A 22,828-nucleotide genomic window follows, 5' to 3' on the forward strand; every position below is an offset into this window, starting at 1 on the left:
AGCCATCAGGGCGGTCCTGGTGTCCACCCTCGGGTGGCGCCAGGCCCGCCCGCCGTCGGAGGAGCAGACGATGACAACGCAGCGCACCCGGTCGCTCGGGCGCCCGACCCTCGACGCGGTCGCGGCGCGCGCCGGCGTGGGTCGAGGCACGGTCTCCCGCGTGGTCAACGGCTCGCCCCAGGTCAGCCCGGAGGCCCGGGCCGCTGTCCAGCAGGCCATCGCCGAGCTGGGGTACGTGCCGAACCGCGCGGCCCGCGCGCTCGTCACCCAGCGCACCGACTCCGTGGCCCTGGTGGTGTCCGAGTCCGGCGAGCGGGTCTTCACCGAGCCGTTCTTCGCCTCGATCGTGCGCGGCATCAGCTCCGCGCTGCTCGAAACGCCGATGCAGCTCTGGCTGGCCATGGCCCAGTCGCCGGTCGAGCGGGAGCGGGTCGAGCACCACCTGACCAACCAGCACGTCGACGGCGTACTGCTGCTGTCGTTGCACGACTCCGACCCGCTGCCGACCCTGCTGGAGGAGCGCGGCCTGCCCGCGGTGCTCGGCGGTCGGCCCGCCCGCATGCTGCAACCCGGCGCCCAGCCGGCCTGGTTCGTCGACGTGGACAACGTTGGCGGGGCCCGGCAGGCGGTGGAGTACCTGACCGGGCAGGGGCGTCGACGCATCGGCACCATCGCCGGGCCACAGGACATGGGCGCCGGCCTGGCCCGCCTGGCCGGCTACACCGAGGCGGTCAAGGCCACCGGGGGCGGCGTCAACCCCGACCTGATCGCGTACGGCGACTTCAGCGAGGGCAGCGGCGCAGCCGCCATGCGTCGGCTGCTGGACTCCTGCCCGGATCTGGACGCCGTTTTCGTGGCGTCCGACCTGATGGCGTTCGGCGCGCTGCGTACGCTGCGCGAGGCCGGTCGACGTGTCCCCGAGGACGTCGCGGTGATCGGCTTCGACGACGCGACGATCGCCCAACAGGCGGATCCGCCGCTGACCACCGTCTTCCAGCCGGTGGAGGAGATGGGCCGACAGATGGCCCGCCTGCTGGTCGCACGCATCCGCGGTGACGACCTGCCGGCCCCGCACATCCTCCTGGACACGCAGCTGGTCCACCGCGCCTCCGCCTGAGCGGCGGAGGTCAGGCCCAGCGGCGGAGTTCGCGCTTGGCGAGGGAGTTGCGGTGAACCTCGTCGGGGCCGTCGGCGAGGCGCAGGGTGCGGGTCTGCGCCCAGAGGGCGGCCAGTGGCGTGTCCTGGCTGACGCCCGCGCCGCCGTACCCCTGGATGGCCTTGTCGATCACCCACTCCGCCATCGCCGGCGTGCCGATCTTGATGGCCTGGATCTCGGTGTGGGCGCCCTTGTTGCCGACGGTGTCCATCAACCAGGCCGTCTTGAGCACCAGCAGGCGGGCCTGCTCGATGCGCACCCGCGACTCGGCGATCCACTCCCGGACGACGCCCTGCTCGGCGAGCGGCCGGCCGAACGCGACCCGCTCGTTGGCCCGGCGGCAGAGCAGCTCCAGTGCCCGCTCAGCCATTCCGATCAATCGCATGCAGTGGTGGATCCGACCCGGGCCCAGCCGCGCCTGGGCGATGGCGAAGCCGGTGCCCTCGGCGCCGATCAGGTTCTCCGCCGGCACCCGGACGTCGACGAAGTCGATCTCGGCGTGCCCACCGTGTGAGCCGTCGGTGTAGCCGAAGACGGTCATGCCCCGGCGGACGTGCACGCCGGGGGTGTCCCGGGGGACCAGCACCATGCTCTGCTGGCGGTGCCGGTCGGCGTCGGGATCGGTCTTGCCCATCACGATGAAGATCTCGCAGCGCGGGTCCATCGCGCCGGACGACCACCACTTGCGGCCGTTGATGACGTACTCGTCGCCGTCGCGGACGATCCGGGTGGCGATGTTGGTGGCGTCGGAGGACGCCACGTCCGGCTCGGTCATGCAGAACGCGGAGCGGATCTCGCCCTCCAGCAGGGGCATCAGCCAGCGCTCCTGCTGCGCCTGCGAGCCGAACTCGGCCAGCAGTTCCATGTTGCCGGTGTCCGGCGCCGCGCAGTTGACCGCCTCCGGCGCCAGGTGCGGGCTGCGCCCGGTCAGCTCGGCGAGCGGCGCGTACTGCAGGTTGGTCAGGCCGGCGCCGTAACGCGGATCGGGCAGGAACAGGTTCCACAGGCCGCGCTTGCGGGCCTCGGCCTTGAGCTCGGCCAGCACGGGGGTACGCGACCACGGGTCACCGGCGGCGACCTGCTCGGCGTGCACCGCCTCGGCCGGGTAGACGTGTTCGGTGAGGAACCGGGTCAGCTCGTCGCGCAGCTCCTCGGTCCGGGCGTCGTACGAGAAGTCCATCACCGCTCCCTGGCGGCGGTCAGCCCGTGCGCGACCAGCGGTGCCACCATCTCGCCGATCCGGTCGAAGCCCTCGCCGAGCGTCTGCCCGAGCGTGTGGCGGTAGTGGATGCCCTCGCAGATCACCGCGAGCTTGAAACAGCCGAGCGCCACGTGCCAGTGCAGTGGCCCGACGTCCACGTCGCTGCGCCCGGCGTACCTGTCGATCAGTTCGGCGCCGGTGGGGAAGCCGGCGCGCGGCCCGAGCCCGTCGGCGACCGGGTTACCCTCGGCCGTGTCGCTGCCGCCGAGGACATCCCAGTACGTCAGGAGCAGTCCCAGGTCGGCGAGGGGGTCGCCGAGGGTGGCCATCTCCCAGTCCAGGACGGCGTGCACGGCCACCGGGTCGGCCGAGGCGAGAAGGTTGTCCAGCCGGTAGTCGCCGTGCACGATCCGGCCGGCGTTCGCACCCTCCGGGGCGGTCGCGGCCAGCAGGTCCCGCAGCTCGTCGATGCCGGGAAGGTCGCGGCTGCGCGAGCGGTCGAGCTGCCCGGCCCAGCGGCGGACCTGCCGGGCGAGGTAGCCCTCGGGGCGGCCGAAGTCGCTCAGCCCGACGGCGGCGGGCTCGACGGTGTGCAGCGCGGCGAGGGTGTCCATCATCGCCATGGCGAGGGCCCGTCGTCGGTCGTCGCCGAGCGGGTCGGTCTGCGCGCGGGTGCGGAACACCTCGCCGGGCATCCGCTCCATCAGGTAGAACGGTGCGCCGATCACATCGGGGTCGGTGCAGAGCAGCAGCGCGCCGGGCACCGGCACCTCGGTGGGCGCCAGCGCCGAGATGACCCGGAACTCGCGGGCCATGTCGTGCGCGGTCGCCAGCACGTGCCCCAGCGGTGGCCTGCGCAGCACGACCTCGCGGTCGCCGATGCGCAGCAGGTAGGTGAGGTTGGACTTGCCGCCCGCGATCAGGTGGGCGCGCAGCGGCCCGGCGGCCAGCTCGGGTCGGTGCTGCGCCAGATGGTCGGCGAGTCGGTCCAGGGCCAGACCCGCGGGTGAGGCCGGAACGGCCGTCGGCCGTGACGCATCGACGGCCGGATCACTCATCCGACTAGTTGATGGCAGGCCGTTCACGTTGTCAAGGTCAGATACGTCTGACGTGTCATCGTCAGCGCTGTGGCCAGGCGATGTGGCGTCGCGGCGGGTCGAGCCACCCGGTCGACAATCCCCCATCGTTGCGACATTTGCCCGATATCGTCTTCATGGCGGGCCGCGGCAGCGGTCTCCGGAGCGGCGGGGGCGATCGTGGTGCAGGCGAGCGAGGGTACGACGACTGTCGGCGAGCTGTTGCTCAGCCGGCTCCACGACCTCGGAGTACGCCATGTCTTCGGGTTGCCGGGCGACTACAACATGGACTTCCTCGATCAGATCGAGGCGTTCGACGGGATCGAGTGGGTCGGCAGCTGCAACGAGCTCAACGCCGGCTACAGCGCCGACGGATACGCCCGCCTCGCCGGCGTGGCCGCGATCCTCACGACGTTCGGTCCCGGGGAGTTGTCGGCGGTCAACGCCCTCGCCGGGGCCATGGCGGAGTCGGTGCCCATCGTCTCGATCGTCGGCGGTCCGACCGAGGAGATCATGCGGCAGGGCACCTCCATGCACCACTCGCTCGCCGACGGCGACTTCGACCACTGGGTGCGGGTGGCACGCGAGGTGACTGTCGCCCAGACCTCGCTGACCCCGCAGAACGCGCTGGGAGAGGTCGACCGGGTGCTTACCGAGTGCTGGTCGCAGCAGCGTCCGGTCTACGTCCGGATGCCCGGCGACGTGGCCCACGCCGAGATCGCCGTGCCGGGGCGACCGTTCACCCGCCCCGAGCCGGTCGTCTCGCCCGGACAGCTCGACGCCTTCGCCACCGCCGCCCGGCGGCTGCTCGCCGGTGCCGAGCGGCCGGCCCTGCTGGTGGGGAACCTGCCGATCCGCTTTGACCTCGGCGCCGCCGTCACCGCCCTGGCTGCCGAACGGAACTGGCCGGTCGCCGCGCAGTCGCTGGGACGGGGACTGCTGGACGAGTCCGACCCCCACTACGTGGGCGCCTACAACGGCGGTGACAGCGTCGACGAGGTCCGCGCGGTGGTGGAGGACGCGGACGCGCTTGTCTGCGTCGGCACCACGTTCTTCGACTGGGACGGCCTGTTCACCGCCGACATCACTGTGGACCGGGTCATCAGCCTGCACCGCGACGCCGCCGTCGTCGCCGGCACCCGCTTCGCCCCGGTCGCCCTGCCGGCGGCGCTGCGGTGCCTGCACGAGATCGCCCCGAACCGTACGGCGGAGTGGTCACGCGCGCCGCTGCTGGCGGCCGACCCGCCCGCACTCGATCCGTCGAGCAACGAACCGATCCGGCAGGCACGGCTCTGGCCGGCGATCCAGCGGATGCTCCGCGAGGGGGACATCTTCGTCCCGGAGACCGGCACCCCGTCCTTCGGCACGGCGACGATGCGCCTGCCCGCCGACGTCACAGTCGTGTGGCCGCCCATCTGGGGCTCGATCGGCTACGCCACCCCGGCCGCCTTCGGTGCCGCGGTGGCGGCCCCGGATCGACGGACGGTGCTGGTCACCGGCGACGGATCACTGCAACTGACAGTGCAGGAGATCAGCCGGATGCTCGCCACGAACCAACGCCCGATCATCATCGTGGTCAACAACGGCGGCTACACCGTCGAACGGGCTGTCGACGGGCGGCACCAGCCGTACAACGACATCGACAACTGGCGGTACACGGACCTGCCCGCGGTGTTCGGACGGGGACAGGGGCTTCACCGCCCACGTCGCCCGTACCGAGGGCGAACTGGCCGCCATCCTGGCCGGCATCGACGGCCCCCCGGCCCAGTTGACACTCATCGAGGTGGAGACCGACCCACTGGACCTGCCCACCGGCATGCCGCAGTGGGGCCGGGAGACGTCCGCCGCCGACTACCACGCACAGCTCGCCTCCACACCGGTTCTGCCCCTGGGCGGGCTCCCCTGAGCGTCGGCGTCCGGTTCCACCCCGTAACCAGCCGCCGGAATTTCCGCTCGGGACATGCCTCTGCAACAGGGACGAAATGGTCAACATGCAGGCTGTGAGCAGCCTGCCGGCCGTCGCCGGCCCGCCGAGCGGAGGGACAGACATGTTGCTGCGAGTTCGGGTCACCCTGCCGGACCGTCCGGGCACCCTCGGCCAGGTCGCCCGCACGTTGGGTGTCTCCGGCGCGGACATCGTCCAGGTGGTGGTCCTCGAACGTCTCGGCGGGCGCGCGGTGGACGACTTCACGGTCGTGTGGCCGGGCGCGGCACGGGTCGAGCGTCTGCTGGCCGGCCTCGCGGCGATTCCCGGCGTACGGGTGGACGGCGTGTGGCGGGCGATCGGTGCGCCCACCACCACCGGCCAGGACGCGGAGCTGCTGGCGCAGGTCGCGGCCAACCCGGCCGACGGGCTGGCGACCCTGGTCGACGCGGTGCCGGGGCTGCTGGCGGCCGACTGGGCGGTCGCCGCGGTGGTCCCGGTGGACTGGGCGTCGCGCACCGGGGGCGGTGGCGCCACCGTGGGCCACGCGAGCTGGCGTGCTCCCGTACCCGTGCGGCTGCCCGAGGTGACCCCGCTGCGCGGCCGCTCGATGACCACGCCCGACGGCACCCACCACGCGATCGCCCCGTTCGGCCGGGCCGGCCTGGTGCTGGTGGTGGCCCGTGAGCACAGCGACACCCTCTGCGCGGCGGGTTTCCACAGCACGGAGGTCGACCGGCTCACCCAGCTCGTCCGGGCCAGCGCGGTGATTCTCGGCGACCGACTGGACCTGGTCGGCGCACCACCTGTCGTCGCCGGCCCCTGAGCGGCCCCTGGGTGTTCCCGGGCCGACACGGCCGAGCAATCGGGCGGCAACAGCCGGGGGCGAGGCTCTGACGTGGGGAAGGGAGCCAACCATGACGTTGTGGCGGATCCGAGCGACCGTGGACGACCGGCCGGGTTACCTGTCGGTGCTCACCGCGAGTCTGGCGCTGCGCGGGGTCAACATCCTCACCGTGCAGGTGCAGCCCACCGAGCTGGGCGCGGTGGACGACTTCCTGGTCGACGCGCCGGACGCGCTCGACGAGGCCGAGCTGGTCGCGGCCGTCGAGCGGGGTCGTGGCCGGGACTGCTGGGTGGCGCGCAGCGAGGCGCGCGGCCTGGCCGACCAGCCGACCCGGGTCCTCGGGCTGGCCAACCGGCTGGTACGGGACCCGGACGCGACGGGCGAGGCACTGCGGACCCTGCTGGCTGCCGACGACGTCAGCTGGAGGCCGGCGTCGGTAGGCGTCGACCGGGGGATCATCGGCACGAGCATGTCGCTGGCGGACCCGGCGGGTGGCTCCTTCGCGCTGCACCGGGCCGCGCCCGCGTTCACCCCGGCGGAGTACGCCCGGGCGCAGGCCCTGGTCGAGCTGGCCGCCACAGTGGTCCGTCGGGCCGCCGAGCAGGTCACGCTGGTGCTGCCCGACGGTGTCGAGGTGGCCGTCCGCCCGGCCTGCGCCGACGACCTGCCCGGCGTACGGGAGCTGCACGAGGGGTGTTCGACGCGCAGTCGGCAGCGGCGCTACCTGGGCGGGGCGGCGCTGCCGCGGCCGGACCGACTGCGTCGGTTGCTGGAGCCGAGTCGCGGGCTGACCCTGGTCGCGGTGGCCGCCGGCTCCGACGGTGCGGCCGAGTCGGTGGTCGCCATGGCGAACCTGCTCGGCGAGGGCGACGAGGCCGAGGTGGCGCTGCTGGTGCGCGACGACTGGCAGCGGCGCGGGCTCGGCACGGCGTTGTTGCGCCGGCTGGTTCAGCACGCCGACGGGGCGGGCTACGCGGCGTTGATCCTGCACGTCCAGGCCGAGAACGCCCCGATGCTGCGTACCCTGCGCCGGCTGGGCCGACCCAGCTCGACCGAGCGTGAGGGCGCGCTGCTCACCCTGACCGTCCCGCTCACCGCACAGCGGAAGGGCATCGTGTTGTCGCCCGGCGCATAGCGAGGGACCTCTCTCGACAGCGCGTCAACGCGTGGAGGGTTGGCGGCGGCCGGACAGGCAGAACCGGTTGCCCTCCGGGTCGGCGAGGACCACGTACGGCGGTTCGGTGGGGTGGGGGTCGGTGGGGTAGTGCCGCCAGTCCACCCGCTGGGCGCCGAGCGCGAGCAACCGGTCGAGCTCCTCGTCGAGGCTGCGCTCGCCGGCGTCCAGGTCCATGTGGAGCCGGGGAAACTCCTGCACCGGGCTCTCGCTGAGGTCCATCGCGACGGCCATGCCCGGAGCACCGGGCGGCGGCTCCAGCACGATCCACTCGTCACCGTCGAATCGGGGCGCCCGGCGGCGGTAGCCGAGCGCCGCGGCCCAGAACCTCGCTGCCCGCTCGGGGTCGGACACGCCCAGGGAGAGCTGTTCGATCATCGCCATCTCGCGACGGTACGCCGCCGGTCCCCTGTTGGACGCGCCCGGCGTCGACAGGGGACCCGCACGGCCTCAGGTGGCGGGGTAGCTGTTGTAGTCGGGGAAGTTGCCGTAGAGGCGACCGGCGCCGCCGACGGTGACCGCCTGCACCAGCAGGTCGCCGCCCACGAACGCGCCCTTCCAGGACGCGCCCCGGCCGCCGAACGGCTCGTCCCGGTCACCACGGGAGCGCGGCTTGTTGATGCCCACCTTGAACGCCTGCAGGTCCACCGCGAGCTTGCCGGCCTCGTCGGTGTCGTCGCAGGCCAGCGACGCGACGAGCGCGCCGTTGGAGGCGTTCATGGCGGCCAGCAGCTCGTCGGTGGTGTCCACCACGACGATCGTGTCGACCGGGCCGAACGGCTCGGCGTGCATCAGCCGGGACCGGCCGGGCGGGGCGAGCAGCACCGACGGCGCCACGTACGCGGAGGTGTCCTGCCCGGGCAGGAACGGCGCACCTGTCAACTTGCCCCGGTGCAGCGGCACCGCGCCGCCGCGGACCGCCTCGTCGACAGTGCGGCGCAGCTCGTCGGCCTTCGCGGCGCTGATCAGCGGCCCGAAGTCCAGCTCGGGCAGCGGGTCGCCGGCCGTCCAGTCGTCCCCGACGGCCAGCGGGTGACCGAACCGGACCGACCGCACGACCGGCAGGTACATGTCGAGGAACTCGTCGACCAGGTCGCGCTGCACCACGAACCGGGGGTACGCGGTGCAGCGCTGCTTGCCGTACTCGAAGCCCTTCTTCAGGTGCGCGGCGAGCAGGTCCCACTGGGAGAAGTTCCAGATGCCCCAGGCGTTGAGGCCCTCCTGCTCGATGAAGTGCCGCTTGTCGCTGTCGAGCAGCGCGGCGGCCACCTTGCCGCCGTTGGAGCGACCGCCGACGAACGCCACCGCACCGATCTCGGGTGCCCGGACGAGCACCTCGGACAGCTCCTCGCCGCCGCCGGAGACGAGGGTGGCGGGCAGCCCGGCGCGACGCATCAGCGCGTGCGCGACGGTCAGGCAGACCGCGCCGCCCTGGGACGGGGTCTTGGCGATGACCGCGTTTCCGGCCAGCAGTTGGACCAGCTCGGCGTGTACGAGGACGCTCATCGGGTAGTTCCAGGAGGCGATGTTGCTGACCGGGCCGTCCAGTGGCTCGCGACCGTCGGCGAGCATCCGGTCGATCTCGCCCACGTACCACCGGACGCCGTCGAGTGCGCGGTCCACGTCGGCGCAGGCGAGCCGCCACGGCTTGCCGATCTCCCAGACGAGCAGGAGCGCGAGCAGGTCACGGTGGGCGCTGAGGGCGTCCAGGGCGTCGCAGACCCGGGCCTTGCGGTCGTCCAGAGGGGTGCGCGCCCAGGCCCGGTGCGCGGTGGCGGCGTGTGCGACCGCGGCGCGGGCGGTCTCGGCGTCGAGTCGGGACAGGTTGATGACGACGTTGTTGTCGACCGGGGTGCGGACCGGCGCGGGGTGGCCGACCGCCCGCCAGTCGCCTTCGACGAGGTTGTGCAGCGTGGTGATGCCGTCCACCTCGGCGCCGAACGCCTCCGGGGTGGCGGCGACCGCCCGGGCGAGGACGTCGGACCAGGCGGTGCCGTCGGCGAGTCGTAGTGCCATCGCGTTCTCCTCAGGGTTGACCGGGGAGCGGCGGCGTCGACGGCACCGCTGATGGTCGGTACTGTCCCGCGCGCGGTAGTCGGTCAGCAACCGTACGTTTGTCTGGCTGGCTGTCGGCCGCTCCGAGTCGCCCGATGGTCGACTCGCGACGAAGGGCCCTGACCAGCGGCTACCTCACACGACTTATTGACATGGATCGATGGTGTGAGGTTGTTGGCTTTGTTACCCGTCAGTACGGAAGGCGGGTCCGGGGACCTCCGACGTCACGGAGCGCGAGGCATGCGAAACGCCCACGACCGGCCCCGGAGCGATGTCCGGAACCGGTCGTGGGCGTTCGTCGGTGACGGTGGCCGTGCGGACGGCCGCGCGCGTCAGGCGCCGACGCAGTGGCATGAGGAATCCTCCGGGATTGGTCGAGGGGGCCGCCCATGATCCCATGTGAGGGGCCTGCCGACGGCATCGGCCAACCGGTCTGAGCTGGGACGACGTCTCGGACGGGAAGTGCCTTCCGGGTCGACCTTCCGGGCCGGCGTGCGCGTGTCGCCGTAACGGTCCCGAGTGCTGCGGCGCTGGCGCGCAACCCGGGCTTCCCATTCGACGACGTGCACATTACATTGTCGTTTATCCATGGGAGCGCTTCCACGGCTGTTCATGGTCACACCGCCACCCCGCTGTCGCCGGTGGCCGTGCCGCCCCCACGCCGTCCCGCGTCGGTGCGACCGCCGGCGGCGCCTCCGAACAGGAGCCCTTCATGCGCCACCTGACCCGGCCGTCCACCGGCCACCCCGGCCGGTCGCCGGTCGCCGACCAGCCCTGGCCCCGGCGGTTGCTGACCGCCGGCGTGGCCCTGCTCACCGGGCTGTCCCTCGCGGTCACCGCGCCGCCGGCCGGGCCCGCGTCCGCCGCGCCGGCCTTCAACTACGCCGAGGCGTTGCAGAAGTCGCTGCTCTTCTACGAGGCGCAGCAGTCGGGCACGCTGCCGGACTGGAACCGGGTCTCCTGGCGTGGCGACTCCGCGCTCACCGACGGGGCCGCCGCCGGGCTGGACCTCACCGGCGGCTGGTACGACGCCGGCGACCACGTCAAGTTCGGCTTCCCGATGGCGTTCAGCGCCACCATGCTGGCGTGGGGCGCGGTGGAGTACCGCAGCGGCTACACGGCCTCCGGCCAACTGCCGCACCTGCTCAACAACCTGCGCTTCGTCAACGACTACTTCATCAAGGCGCACCCGTCGGCCAACGTCCTCTACGGGCAGGTCGGCAAGGGCGACGACGACCACAAGTGGTGGGGCCCGGCCGAGGTGCTGCCGATGGCGCGGCCCGCGTACAAGATCGATGCGAGCTGTGGCGGCGCGGACCTCGCCGGAGAGACGGCGGCCGCGATGGCCGCCTCCTCGATGGTGTTCCGACCCACCGACGCGACCTACGCGGACAAGCTGCTCACCCACGCGAAGCAGCTCTACACCTTCGCCGACACGGTGCGGAAGTCCTACAGCGAGTGCATCACCGACGCCGCGTCGTTCTACAAGTCGTGGAGCGGCTGGCAGGACGAGCTGGTGTGGGGCGCCATCTGGCTCTACCGGGCCACCGGCGACGCCAGCTACCTGGTCAAGGCCGAGAGTGAGTACGACAAGCTCGGCACCGAGCCGCAGTCCACCACGCGCTCCTACAAGTGGACCATCGCCTGGGACAACAAGCAGTTCGGCGCGTACGTGCTGCTGGCCAACCTGACCGGCAAGCAGAAGTACGTCGACGACGCCAACCGCTGGCTGGACTACTGGACCGTCGGGGTGAACGGGCAGCGGGTGCCGTACTCGCCCGGTGGGATGGCGGTGCTCGACTCCTGGGGCGCGCTGCGCTACGCGGCCAACACCTCCTTCGCCGCGCTGGTCTACAGCGACAAGACCACCGACACGACGCGCAAGGCGCGCTACCACGACTTCGCCGTCCGACAGATCAACTACGCGCTCGGCGACAACCCGCGCAACTCCAGCTACGTCATCGGGTTCGGCACCAACGCACCGAAGAACCCGCACCACCGCACCGCGCACGGGTCCTGGTGGGACAGTCAGACAGTGCCCGTCGAGACCCGGCACACCCTCTACGGCGCGCTGGTCGGCGGCCCGTCCTCGGCCAACGACGCGTACACCGACAGCCGGTCCGACTACGTGATGAACGAGGTCGCCACCGACTACAACGCCGGCTTCACCTCGGCGCTGGTCCGGCTGACCTCCGAGTACGGCGGCAGCCCGCTGGCCAACTTCCCGGTCGCCGAGACGCCCGACATGGACGAGATGACCGTGGAGACCACGGTGATGCAGGCCGAACCCCGGGCCACCGGGCTCAAGGCGATCATCTACAACAAGTCGGCGTTCCCGGCCCGGGCCCTGACCAACGGCAAGTTCCGGTACTACTTCCGGCCCGACGGCACCGGCGCCGTGCAGGTCACCTCCGGCTACACCCAGGGCTGCCCGTCGCCGACCACTGCCAAGCAGTTCAGCGGCGACATCTGGTACGTCGAGGTGGACTGCACCGGCTACACCATCGCCCCGGCCGGGCAGTCGCAGCACCGGATGGAGGTCCAGTTCAAGATCGGGGTGCCGGAGGGCGGCACCTGGGACCCGACGAACGACCCGTCGTACCAGGCGACCGCCGGGCCCAACCGCAAGGTTCCGCTGTACGCCGGCGGGGTGCGGGTCTGGGGCGAGGAGCCCGGACCGGCCACCCCGGACACCACCGCGCCCACAGTGCCCGGCACGCCCGTCGCGTCCGGCCTCGCGCCCCGCTCGGTCATCCTGACCTGGGCGGCCTCCACCGACAGTGGCGGCAGCGGCCTCGCCGGCTACGACGTCCGCGAGGTCCTGGTCGGCGGCGACACGGTGGTGAACCGGCCCGTCACCGGCACCACGCTCACCATCTCGACGCTGCTGCCGGAGCACACGTACGAGTACAGCGTGGTGGCCCGCGACGGCGCCGGCAACCGGTCGGCGGCCTCCCCGGTGCTCACCGTGACCACGCCGCCGACCGGGTCCGCCGACACGACAGCGCCGAGCACCCCCGGCACCCCGGTCGCCTCGGCGGTCACCGCCACCGGCCTCACCCTGGCCTGGACCCCGTCGACCGACAACGTGGGCGTCACCGGCTACCGGGTCTACCGCGAGGCCGGCGCCACCGACGCGCTCGTCGGCTCGCCCAGCGGCAGCACGCTCGCCGTCACCGGGCTGACGGCCTCAACGGCGTACCAGTTCTACGTGGTGGCCGTCGACGCGGCAGGCAACACCTCCGCGGCGTCCGCGCCGGTCGCGGTGACCACCGCGCCTCCGCCGGTCGGCGGCACCTGCTCGGTGGGGTACGCCACCACCGACTGGAGCACCGGCTTCACCGCCACGGTGACGATCACCAACACCGGCACGACGGCGATCAACGGCTGGACGCTGCGGTTCAGCTTCCCCGGCGGGCAGACCGTGAGCCAGGGCTGGTCGGCGACGGTCAGCCAGACCGGTGCGGCGGTCACCGCGACGAACCTGTCCTACAACGGCACGATCGCGCCGGGCGCGTCGGCGAGCTTCGGCTTCAACGGCAACCACACCGGCACGAACCCGAAACCCACGGCCTTCACCGTCAACAACACCGCCTGCACCGTGGGCTGATCCGCCGAACGTTCGAGATCTTGGACAGTTTCCGTTCAACCGGAACGGAAACTGTCCAAGATCTATGGCCGGAGTACGCAGGTTGCCTCCCGGGATGACGTCGTGGGGCGGACGCCATCGGCCCGCGTCGGGCCACTGTGGTGGCATGACCGTGGCGTACGCCGGCCGACCCAGCGGGGTTCCGAAACTTTTCCGAAACATCATTGTCCAGACCGGCGCGTGTGCAAGCATCGACTGAGTTGGATTCCCCCCACCAAGACGTCCGGTCGTCCCGCCTCGACGGCCCGGGTGCAGGCCATTAAGGAGGCCGAGATGGCAATAAGCCCATCCGTTCATCGCGGCGAGACCCGGCGACGGCGATCACCCGCCGTCCGAGCGCTGCTCGCCGGCGCGTTCAGCGTCGTGACCGTGGCCGCCGTCGCGGTGATGATGCCGTCGGCGAATGCCGCCGCGTCCACGCTCGGCGCGGCCGCCGCGCAGTCGGGCCGGTACTTCGGCACCGCCATCGCGGCGGGCCGGCTGGGCGACTCGACGTACAGCACGATCGCGGCGCGTGAGTTCAACATGATCACCGCCGAGAACGAGATGAAGCCGGACGCGACCGAGCCCCAGCGGGGCCAGTTCAACTTCAACTCCGGTGACCAGATCTACAACTGGGCAACCCAGCGTGGCCTGAAGGTCCGTGGGCACACCCTGGCCTGGCACGCGCAGCAGCCGGGGTGGATGCAGAGCCTGAACGGCAGCAGCCTGCGTCAGGCGATGATCGACCACATCAACGGCGTGATGGGCCACTACCGGGGCAAGCTCGCCGCCTGGGACGTGGTGAACGAGGCGTTCAACGAGGACGGCAGCCGCCGCTCGTCCAACCTCCAGGGCACCGGCAACGACTGGATCGAGGTGGCGTTCCGCACCGCGCGGGCGGCCGACCCGTCGGTCAAGCTCTGCTACAACGACTACAACATCGAGAACTGGTCGTACGGCAAGACGCAGGGCGTCTACCGCATGATCCAGGACTTCAAGTCCCGTGGCGTGCCCATCGACTGCGTCGGGTTGCAGACCCACTTCACCGGCGGCAGCTCGCTGCCGAGCAACTTCCAGACCACGCTGTCCAGCTTCGCCGCGCTCGGCGTGGACGTGGCGCTGACCGAGGTCGACGTCACCAACTCCTCCACCACCCAGTACGCCGGGCTGACCCAGGCGTGCCTGAACGTGCCGCGCTGCATCGGCATCACCGTCTGGGGCGTACGCGACAGCGACTCGTGGCGCTCGAACGAGAGCCCGCTGCTCTTCGACGGCGGTGGCAACAAGAAGGCCGCCTACAACTCCGTCCTCAACGCGCTCAACGCGGCACCCCCGACCTCGAGCCCGACCGCGACTCCGACGGTGAGCCCGACGGTGAGCCCGACGGTGACCCCGACCACGACCCCGCCGCCGAGCGGCGGCGCGGGCCGGATCGTCGGCGTGCAGTCGGGCCGGTGCATCGACGTGCCGAACTCCACGCAGACCAACGGCACCCGCGTCCAGCTCTACGACTGCCACAGTCAGTCGAACCAGCAGTGGACGTACACCTCCGGCAAGCAGTTGCGGGTCTACGGCAGCAAGTGCCTCGACGCGAACGGCGCGGGCACCGCCAACGGCACCGGAATCATCATCTGGGACTGCAACAGCGGGGCCAACCAGCAGTGGAACATCAACTCCAACGGCACCATCAGCGGCGTGCAGTCCGGCCGGTGCCTGGACGTCTGGGGCACCGGCAACGGCCAGCAGGTCCAGCTGTACGACTGCCACGGGCAGACCAACCAGCAGTGGCGGACCGACTTCGGTGGCGGCACCACGCCGCCGACGTCGGCCCCGCCGACCACTGCCCCGCCGACGTCGACGCCGCCGCAGAACGGCTGCGCGCTCCCGTCGACCTACCGGTGGTCGTCGACAGGCGCGCTGGCGAACCCGCAGAACGGCTGGGTCTCGGTCAAGGACTTCACCAACGTCGTCTACAACGGCAAGCACCTGGTCTACGCATCCAATGTCAACAGCAGCGGCCAGTACGGCTCGATGAACTTCAGCACGTTCACCAACTGGTCCGACATGGCCTCGGCCAGCCAGACCGGAATGAGCCAGGGCACCGTGGCGCCCACGCTGCTGTACTTCGCCCCGAAGAACATCTGGGTGCTGGCGTACCAGTGGGGTCCGACCTCGTTCAGCTACAAGACGTCGAGCGACCCGACGAACGCCAACGGCTGGTCCTCGGCGCAGACGCTGTCCACCGCCACCCTGTCGGACGCCCCGTACGGGGTGATCGACCAGACCCTCATCGGCGACGACCAGAACATGTACCTGTTCTTCGCCGGGGACAACGGCAAGATCTACCGGTCGAGCATGCCGCTGGGGAACTTCCCGGGCAGCTTCGGCTCGACCTACACGACGGTCATGACCGACTCGACGAACAACCTGTTCGAGGGCGTCGAGGTCTACAAGGTGCAGGGCCAGAACCAGTACCTCATGATCGTCGAGGCGATCGGGAGCCAGGGACGCTACTTCCGGTCGTTCACGTCCACCAGCCTGAGCGGCTCGTGGACCCCACAGGCCGCCAGCGAGAGCAACCCCTTCGCCGGCAAGGCCAACAGCGGCGCGACGTGGACCAACGACATCAGCCACGGTGACCTGGTCCGCAACAACCCCGACCAGACCAAGACCGTCGACGCCTGCAACCTGCAGATGCTGTACCAGGGCAAGAACCCCAGTGCGGGAGGCGACTACAACCTGCTGCCGTGGCGGCCGGGCGTACTGACCCTCCAGCGCTAGGCCCACTGCGCAGAACCGAAGCGCGCCCGGCACCGTGTGGTGCCGGGCGCGCTTTTCGGTGGACAGCGCCGGGCCGGCGCACGGACGGCGGCGACCCGGGGCAAGCTGGGTCGATGGAGCGTGCGTTGGTGACCGTCGGGCACGGGACCGCCGGCCGGGACCAGTTCGGGGCACTGCTGGCCGGCGCGGAGATCGCCCTGATCGTGGACGTGCGCCGCTACCCGGCCAGCCGGACCAACCCGGACGTCCGCCGGGAGGCCATGGAACGCTGGCTGCCCGAACAGGGCATCGGCTACCGCTGGGAGCCGCGCCTCGGCGGCCGCCGGCACGTCCGCGCCGGCGAGCCGGAACCGGACACCTGGTGGACTGTCGCGGCCTTTCGGGCGTACGCCGCGTACACGCGCACGCCCGACTTCGACACGGCCCTGGACGAGGTGCTGGCCGACGCCGCACTGCGAACCACAGCGGTGATGTGCAGTGAGAGCGTCTGGTGGCGCTGCCACCGGCGGTTGATCGCCGACGTCGCAGTGCTCGGCCGCGGGGTGCCGGTGTCGCACCTCATGCCGGACGGCCGGCTCAGCCCGCACCGGCCGGCCGAGGGCGCCCGCCGCCTGTCCGACGGGCGTCTGCTCTGGGCGGGCTGACTCAGTCGGCCAGGTCCTCCGCGAGCAGGTCCATCAGCAGCGCATCATGCCAGCGCCCGTCCGCCCCGCGCTCGTAGCGGCGCATGATGCCCACCGGCCGGAAGCCCACCTTCGCGTACGCCCGGATGGCCGCGCTGTTCGCCGCCGCCGGGTCGATGGTGAACCGGTGGTGGCCGTACTCGTCGATCAGGTGCCGGGTCAGGGTGCGGATGGCGTCCCCGCCCAGGCCCTCGCCGCGCGTCGCCGGGTCGAGGAAGATGTCCAGGCTGGCGTGCCGATAGTCCGGATCGGACTCGGCGTACCACTGGATCGCGCCGATCACCCGGCCGTCGTGCTCGATGGCGTACAGGGCGAGGTCGTCGTCGTTCAGGTCGGCCTGGACGGACGCGGCCAGGTCGTCGCCGCCGCGCCACCACCGGCGGACCTCCGGGTCGGCCCGGATGGCCGCGAGGGCCGGCACGTCCGCGACCGTCGCCGGTCGGAGGGTCACCGCACGCCCGCGCAGCACCGGCTCAGCCTCGGCTCTCGCCGTGCTCGACGCAGACCGCCGACCAGCCGACCGGCAGCACCTGCACCTTCATGCGGCGTCGGCACTGCGGGCAGTAGCGCGGCGGCTCCAGCGCGCGGGCCGCCACGCACGACTCGTGCCCGGCTGTCGACGCGTCCTCGCCGCAGCGGTCACACCAGCGCTGCGCTGCCACAAGCTCGGTCACGTCGTCCTCACCGGTCAGCTCAGAGGGTCGCGGACAGGGCCTTGACCGGCATCTTCAGCTCGTCGAGCAGGTCGAGGTCGGCGGTCGCCGGCCGGCCCAGGGTCGTCAGGTAGTTGCCGACGATCACCGCGTTGATGCCGCCGAGCAGACCGTCGCGGGTGCCCAGGTCACCGAGCGTGATCTCCCGGCCGCCCGCGTACCGCAGGATCGTGCGCGGCATGGCCAGCCGGAACGCGGCGATGGCCCGCAGCGCGTCCTTGCCCTCGACCACCGGGCGGTCGCCGAGCGGGGTGCCGGGGCGCGGGTTGAGGAAGTTCAGCGGCACCTCGTGCGGGTCGAGTTCGGCGAGCTGCGCGGCGAACTCCGCCCGCTGCTCGACGGTCTCGCCGAGGCCGAGGATGCCGCCGCAGCACACCTCCATGCCGGAGTCGCGGACCATGCGCAGCGTCTCCCACCGCTCCTCCCACGAGTGGGTGGTGACCACGTTCGGGAAGTACGACCGGCAGGTCTCCAGGTTGTGGTTGTAGCGGTGCACACCCATGTCGACCAGGTCGTCGACCTGCTCCTGGGAGAGCATCCCCAGCGACGCGGCGACCTGGATGTCGACCTCGGCCTTGATGGCGGCGACGCCCTCGCGCATCTGCTTCATGAGCCGGTCGTCCGGGCCGCGCACGGCCGCCACGATGCAGAACTCGGTCGCCCCGGTCTTCGCGGTCTGCTTCGCGGCCTCGACAAGCGACGGGATGTCCAGCCAGACCGAGCGCACCGGGGAGGTGAACAGGCCCGACTGCGAGCAGAAGTGGCAGTCCTCCGGGCAGCCGCCGGTCTTCAGCGAGACGATGCCCTCGACCTCGACCTCCGGGCCGCACCACCGCATCCGCACCTCGTGGGCGAGCTGGAGGGCGGCGGGCAGGTGCTCGTCGGGCAGGTTCAGCACGGCGAGGACGCCGGCCTGGTCGAGGCCGACGCCGTCACCCAGGACCTGGGTGCGGGCCTGGTCGAGGATCTCTGGCATGGCTCGTACCCTACAAGGCCCCCGGTCGGGCGGGTACGACCTGCCGTCCGGTCGATCTGTGCCGACCGGGCCAGCGCCGCAGCGGTGGTCACCTTCGGTAACTGACAATTGACGGTGCGTGGTGACGGTCGTCCCGGACTCCGATCGGCATCGACGTCCCGCCTCCGGTCGGCCCCCGGGTGCCGAGTGGATTCGCCGGGTCGGTGGTGGCGGGTGGTAATTTCGCCCGGCGGGTGTCGGCGTGACCGGCGCGGACGGCGGTGAAGGGGTGACGGTGGCGGACTGGCTGGCGGCGCTCGATCGCCGCGCGCAGTTGCGGGCGAAGGCCGGCCTGACCCGTCGGCTGCACCCGCGTCCCGCCGACGACCGGATGACCGACCTGGCCGGCAACGACTACCTCGGCCTGGCCACCCACCCGGAGGTCACCGCCGCGGCCACGGCGGCACTGTCGGCGTACGGGCTGGGAGCGACCGGCTCGCGGCTGGTGCGCGGCTCGACCGACGCGCACGAGGCCCTGGAGGTCGAGCTGGCGCAGTGGCTGGGCACCGACCGGGCTCTCGTCTTCTCCTCCGGATACCTGGCCAACCTCGGCGCGCTGCGGGCCCTCGTCCAGCCCCGGACCCTGCTCGTCTCGGACGCGCACAACCACGCGTCGCTGATCGACGGCTGCCGGATCTCCGGCGCGGAGACGGTGGTCAGCGCGCACGCCGACGTGACGGCGGTGGCCGCCGCGCTGGCGGTCGCGCCGGGACGCCCGGCGGTGGTGGTCACCGAGTCGGTCTTCTCGGTCGACGGCGACCTCGCTCCGCTGGCCGAGTTGCACGCGGTGGCCCGCCGCTACGGCGCGCTGCTGCTGGTCGACGACGCGCACGCGCTCGGCGTGACCGGTCCGTCCGGTGCCGGCGCGGTGGCGGCCGCCGGGCTGGCCGGCGAGCCGGACGTGGTGGTCACGGCCACCCTCTCCAAGGCGCTCGGCGGCGCGGGTGGGGTGGTCGCCGGCCCGGCCGAGTTCGTCCGGCACCTGGTCGAGACCGGCCGTACGTTCATCTTCGACACCGCGCTGCCGCCGGCCGTCGCGGCCGGTGTGCACGCCGCGCTGCGGCTGGCCCGGGCCGGCGACGATCTGCGCGCCGAGCTGGCCGACCGGGTGGCGCTGGCGGTCGGTCGACTCGGCGCGGCCGGCCTGGCCGTTTCCGCGCCGGACGCGGCGGTGATCTCGGTGACGGCGCCCGGCCCGGAGGCGGCGACCGCCTGGGCCGCCGACTGCCGGGACCGGAGAGTCGCGGTGGGCTGCTTCCGGCCGCCCTCCACCCCGGACAGCCGCTCCCGGTTGCGCCTGACCGTCAGCGCCGGGGTGCCCCGGGCGGATTTCGAGCGGGCGCTTGACGTCATCGTGGAGTGTGCGCCGTGAGCGCGAGGAGTGAGCCGGGTTTGCGAGCCCCGCAGTCGCGAACCACATGCGGTCCGGTGAGCGCGAGGAGTGAGCCGGGTTTGCGAGCCCCGCAGTCGCGAACCGAGTGTGCGCCGTGAGCGCGTGGGAGGGGCCGGTGCTGGTCACCGGCACCGACACCGAGGTGGGCAAGACTGTGGTCACCGCGGCGATCGCGGCGGCCGCGCAGGGGGCCGGCCTGCGGGTGGCGGTGGTCAAGCCGGGTCAGACGGGTACGGCCGGTGGGGAGCCGGGCGACGTGGACGTGGTCAACCGGCTGGCGGCCCCGGTGACCGGCCGTACGCTGGCCAGCTTCCCGGATCCGCTCGCCCCGCTGGCCGCTGCCCGGGTCGCGGACCTGCCGCCGCTGGAGCTGTACGCGGCGGTGGACGCCGTCCGCGAGGAGGCGGACAAGCACGACCTGGTCCTGGTCGAGGGGGCGGGTGGTCTGCTGGTGCCGATGGGGCTGCGGCCGTCCGGTGAGCCGTGGACGATGGCCGACCTGGCGGTGTCGCTCGGCGCCCCGGCGGTGGTGGTCACCCGCGCCGGTCTGGGCACGCTCAACCACACCGCGCTGACCCTGGAGGCGCTGGACCGCCGTGCGGTGCCGGCCGGCGTGGTGATCGGCGCGTGGCCGGGGTCGCCGGAGCTGGTGCACTGGACGAACCTCACCGACCTGGTGCCGAACCTGCTGGGCGCGGTGCCGGCCGGCGCCGGTGCGATGGACCCGGGGGTGTTCCGGCGGTCGGCGCCGGGTTGGCTCACTCCGGCGTTGCACGGTGTGCTCGACGACTGGCGCGTCTGGGCCGAGGAGAGCAGCTGAACACCTGACTTTCGTCGGTGTTCGGGCAGGTCGGGCGTGGGTAGCCTGGCCGCCGTGAGGATCCTGGACCGGTCGGTGCCCGGGCGGTGGCGGCGTCCGCTGCGGGACGTGCTGCTCTGGGCCGTGGTGGCCGCCCCGATCGCGGCGGCCCGGTTGAGCCCGCCGTACCCGCGTTTCGACGTGGCGCTGCTGCTCGGTTCGCTGGCGCTGCTGGCGGTCGCGGTGGCGTCGGCGCGGCGCTGGCCGTTGGTGGGGTTGCTGCTGGTGGTGCTCGGTTCGCTGGCGGACGGCAACTTCGTCTTCGCCATCCCGGTGTTCAGCTATCTGAGCGGGCGGCGCAGTGCGGGCGCCGCGCCGGCGGCCGTGCTGTTCGGCGTGATCGCCGTCGGCGGCACGGTGCTGAACCTGGGGTTGCTCGGCACCGGGGCGGCGACCTGGTTCCTGCTCGCTTCGGTGCTGCTGTTCGCTGGGGTGTTCCCGTGGCTGGTGGGCCGCTACCGGCGGCAGCAGCAGGCTCTGACCGACGCCGGCCGCCGGCACGTCGAGGCGCTGACGCGCGAGCGGCGGGGCGCCGCGGAGCGGATCCGGCTGCGGGAGCGGGCCCGCATCGCCGAGGAGATGCACGACTCGCTCGGGCACGACCTCAGCCTGATCGCGTTGCGGGCCGCCGCGTTGGAACTTGCCGACGACCTCGCCCCGGAGCACCGGACGGCGGTGGGGGAGCTGCGGGCCAGTGTCGCGGCGGCGACCGAGCGGCTGCACGGCATCATCGGGGTGCTGCGGGAGGAGGGCGGTCCGGCCGGCGTCCGCCCGGTGGGGGAGACCGTCGTCGACCTGGTGGTCGGGGCCCGCGAGGCCGGGATGGCGGTCCGGCTGGACGGCCCGACCGACACCGTCGAGCTGCCCGGGTTGACCGGGTCCGCCGCCCATCAGGTGGTGCGGGAGGCCCTCACCAACGCGGCCCGGTACGCCCCGGGCGCGGCGGTGACCGTCACCCTCGCCCGGGACCCGAACGGGGTCGAGGTGCGGGTGCGTAACGCGCCGGCGCCGGCCGGCCCGCTGCCCCGACCGGCGTCCTCGGGGAGCGGTCTGCTCGCTCTCGCCGAGCGGGTACGGCTGGCCGGCGGCGTGCTGGACGCAGGCCCGTGCCCCGACGGTGGCTTCGCGGTGCGCGCCCGGCTGCCGCTGCCCTCCGAAGCGCACTCCGGCGTGGGATGGTCGGGTTTGCCCGTCGTGGTGGGTGCCGTGACCGACGGCACATTCGACGGTGACGTCCCGGTCCTCGGTGGCCCGGAGCAGCCGGCCGACGCCGAGCGCCGCCTGCGCGAGGCTCGTCGCCGGGCGCGGCGCAGCCTGCTGACGGCGCTCGCCGCCCCGGCCGGTCTCGCGCTCGTCCTGTCATTGGTCTACTACTCGGTCGTCACGACGGGCACGGTGCTGGACGAGTCGACGTACGACCGGATGCGGCCCGGCACCGCGCGCGCCGACCTGCCCGGCCTGCCCCGCCGGCAGCTCGCCCCGCCCGTCGGAGGGTCGGCGCGGGGGTGCGAGTACTACACCGACGGCAACTTCCCCCTGGCCGAGCCGACGTGGCGGCTCTGCTTCACCGACGGTCGACTGACCAGCAAGGAGCGGATCGAGTAGTGGACACCGACACGGCCGAGCCGACCCCGGTCCGGGTGGTCCTCGCCGACGACGAGGCGATGATCCGGGCCGGCGTCCGGGCCATCCTCGCCTCCGATCCGGGGATCGAGGTGGTCGCCGAGGCCGGTGACGGGCGGGCCGCGGTGGAGCTGGTTCGCGCGCACCGACCCCAGGTGGCGGTGCTGGACATCCGGATGCCCCGCTTGGACGGGCTGGCCGCGGCGGCCGAGATCCGCCGGGTAGCGCCGGCCACCGCGACGCTCATGTTGACCACCTTCGGCGAGGACGACCACGTGGCCCGGGCGCTCGGGCACGGTGCGAGCGGGTTCCTGCTCAAGGCCGGCGACCCGCGCGAGCTGATCGCCGGGGTGCACGCGGTCGCCGACGGCGGGGCGTACCTGTCGCCGCGGGTGGCCCGGCGGGTGATCGAGCTGGGGGCCGGGCGGCTGGCCCGTCAGCCCGCCGCGCGGGACCGGACGGCCGGGCTGACCGAGCGGGAACGTGAGGTGCTGGCCCTGGTCGGGGCGGGGCTGTCCAACGCCGAGATCGCCCGCCGCCTGCACCTGGTGGAGGGCACCGTGAAGAGCTATCTGACCAGCATCTTCACCCGGCTGGACGTGCGCAACCGGGTGCAGGCGGCGATCCTCGCGTACGAGGCGGGGCTGGTCGAGCGCTGAGCGGGGGCCGCTGGCGGCCCCCGCTCACTGCCCCGCTG

17 protein-coding genes and 1 pseudogene are annotated in these 22,828 nt (G+C 72.5%); 11 read left to right on the plus strand and 7 right to left on the minus strand.

Annotation, left to right across the window (positions count from 1 at the left end):
* Positions 1-70 precede the first annotated feature (70 nt).
* Positions 71-1,117: a LacI family DNA-binding transcriptional regulator gene (locus AB0B39_RS25130; protein WP_234581573.1), complete on the plus strand. Its 1,047-nt coding sequence runs from the start codon at positions 71-73 to the stop codon at positions 1,115-1,117.
* A 10-nt stretch (positions 1,118-1,127) separates the two neighbouring features.
* On the opposite strand, the gene AB0B39_RS25135 is transcribed toward AB0B39_RS25130, so the two are convergent.
* Both AB0B39_RS25135 and AB0B39_RS25140 read right to left on the minus strand, forming a co-directional pair.
* Positions 1,128-2,336 (minus strand): acyl-CoA dehydrogenase family protein, encoded by a 1,209-nt coding sequence (locus AB0B39_RS25135; protein ID WP_234581574.1) that lies wholly within the window; start codon positions 2,334-2,336, stop codon positions 1,128-1,130.
* On the minus strand, positions 2,336-3,415 hold the full coding sequence (locus AB0B39_RS25140; protein WP_357498616.1) for a phosphotransferase family protein: 1,080 nt from the start codon (positions 3,413-3,415) through the stop codon (positions 2,336-2,338). Before AB0B39_RS25140 ends, AB0B39_RS25135 begins: the two co-directional genes overlap by 1 nt.
* Positions 3,416-3,616: 201 nt before the next feature.
* Between AB0B39_RS25140 and AB0B39_RS25145 the strand changes: the two are divergent.
* The 3 genes and pseudogenes from AB0B39_RS25145 to AB0B39_RS25155 all read left to right on the plus strand — a co-directional run bounded on the left by AB0B39_RS25145 (position 3,617) and on the right by AB0B39_RS25155 (position 7,339).
* Positions 3,617-5,339 (plus strand): annotated as a pseudogene (locus AB0B39_RS25145) (thiamine pyrophosphate-binding protein).
* A gap of 142 nt (positions 5,340-5,481) precedes the next feature.
* Positions 5,482-6,183, plus strand: a complete 702-nt coding sequence (locus AB0B39_RS25150; RefSeq protein WP_234581576.1) for an amino acid-binding protein — start codon at positions 5,482-5,484, stop codon at positions 6,181-6,183.
* A gap of 91 nt (positions 6,184-6,274) precedes the next feature.
* A complete protein-coding gene (locus AB0B39_RS25155) occupies positions 6,275-7,339 on the plus strand; it encodes a GNAT family N-acetyltransferase (RefSeq protein WP_357575548.1) in 1,065 nt (354 codons plus the stop codon).
* A 24-nt stretch (positions 7,340-7,363) separates the two neighbouring features.
* On the opposite strand, the gene AB0B39_RS25160 is transcribed toward AB0B39_RS25155, so the two are convergent.
* Both AB0B39_RS25160 and AB0B39_RS25165 read right to left on the minus strand, forming a co-directional pair.
* Entirely contained in the window at positions 7,364-7,762 is a 399-nt protein-coding gene (locus tag AB0B39_RS25160) for a VOC family protein (protein ID WP_234581579.1), read from the minus strand.
* A gap of 66 nt (positions 7,763-7,828) precedes the next feature.
* Positions 7,829-9,394 (minus strand): aldehyde dehydrogenase family protein, encoded by a 1,566-nt coding sequence (locus tag AB0B39_RS25165; protein ID WP_357575549.1) that lies wholly within the window; start codon positions 9,392-9,394, stop codon positions 7,829-7,831.
* Between the two features lie 751 nt (positions 9,395-10,145).
* Here AB0B39_RS25165 and AB0B39_RS25170 point away from each other — a divergent pair.
* From AB0B39_RS25170 to AB0B39_RS25180, 3 genes are all read left to right on the plus strand, one after another.
* Positions 10,146-13,043, plus strand: coding sequence for a glycoside hydrolase family 9 protein (locus AB0B39_RS25170; protein WP_357575550.1), 2,898 nt, complete (start codon positions 10,146-10,148; stop codon positions 13,041-13,043).
* A gap of 312 nt (positions 13,044-13,355) precedes the next feature.
* Entirely contained in the window at positions 13,356-15,845 is a 2,490-nt protein-coding gene (locus AB0B39_RS25175; RefSeq protein ID WP_357575551.1) for a non-reducing end alpha-L-arabinofuranosidase family hydrolase, read from the plus strand.
* Positions 15,846-15,958: 113 nt separating this feature from the next.
* Positions 15,959-16,489 carry a DUF488 domain-containing protein gene (locus tag AB0B39_RS25180; RefSeq protein ID WP_234581584.1) on the plus strand — a complete coding sequence of 177 codons (531 nt, stop codon included), beginning with the start codon at positions 15,959-15,961 and terminating at the stop codon, positions 16,487-16,489.
* A 1-nt stretch (position 16,490) separates the two neighbouring features.
* Here AB0B39_RS25180 and AB0B39_RS25185 read toward each other — a convergent pair whose 3' ends face one another.
* Genes AB0B39_RS25185 through bioB form a run of 3 tightly spaced genes read right to left on the minus strand, consistent with a single transcriptional unit; the run spans position 16,491 to position 18,217 of the window.
* Positions 16,491-16,997 carry a GNAT family protein gene (locus AB0B39_RS25185; RefSeq protein ID WP_357495680.1) on the minus strand — a complete coding sequence of 169 codons (507 nt, stop codon included), beginning with the start codon at positions 16,995-16,997 and terminating at the stop codon, positions 16,491-16,493.
* A gap of 4 nt (positions 16,998-17,001) precedes the next feature.
* Positions 17,002-17,220, minus strand: coding sequence for a hypothetical protein (locus AB0B39_RS25190; protein ID WP_357575596.1), 219 nt, complete (start codon positions 17,218-17,220; stop codon positions 17,002-17,004).
* A gap of 1 nt (position 17,221) precedes the next feature.
* On the minus strand, positions 17,222-18,217 hold the full coding sequence (gene bioB / locus AB0B39_RS25195; protein WP_234581587.1) for a biotin synthase BioB: 996 nt from the start codon (positions 18,215-18,217) through the stop codon (positions 17,222-17,224).
* Positions 18,218-18,491: 274 nt separating this feature from the next.
* Here bioB and AB0B39_RS25200 point away from each other — a divergent pair, with 274 nt between their 5' ends.
* From AB0B39_RS25200 to AB0B39_RS25215, 4 genes are all read left to right on the plus strand, one after another.
* Positions 18,492-19,628 (plus strand): 8-amino-7-oxononanoate synthase, encoded by a 1,137-nt coding sequence (locus tag AB0B39_RS25200; protein ID WP_357495718.1) that lies wholly within the window; start codon positions 18,492-18,494, stop codon positions 19,626-19,628.
* A 136-nt stretch (positions 19,629-19,764) separates the two neighbouring features.
* Positions 19,765-20,469 (plus strand): dethiobiotin synthase, encoded by a 705-nt coding sequence (gene bioD / locus AB0B39_RS25205; RefSeq protein ID WP_234581707.1) that lies wholly within the window; start codon positions 19,765-19,767, stop codon positions 20,467-20,469.
* A gap of 54 nt (positions 20,470-20,523) precedes the next feature.
* A complete protein-coding gene (locus tag AB0B39_RS25210) occupies positions 20,524-22,113 on the plus strand; it encodes a histidine kinase (protein ID WP_357575552.1) in 1,590 nt (529 codons plus the stop codon).
* A complete protein-coding gene (locus AB0B39_RS25215; protein WP_357495676.1) occupies positions 22,113-22,790 on the plus strand; it encodes a response regulator transcription factor in 678 nt (225 codons plus the stop codon). Before AB0B39_RS25210 ends, AB0B39_RS25215 begins: the two co-directional genes overlap by 1 nt.
* Positions 22,791-22,828: the final 38 nt, after the last annotated feature.

This window comes from Micromonospora sp. NPDC049114 (genome assembly GCF_040648635.1).
Classification (GTDB): Bacteria; Actinomycetota; Actinomycetes; order Mycobacteriales; family Micromonosporaceae; genus Micromonospora.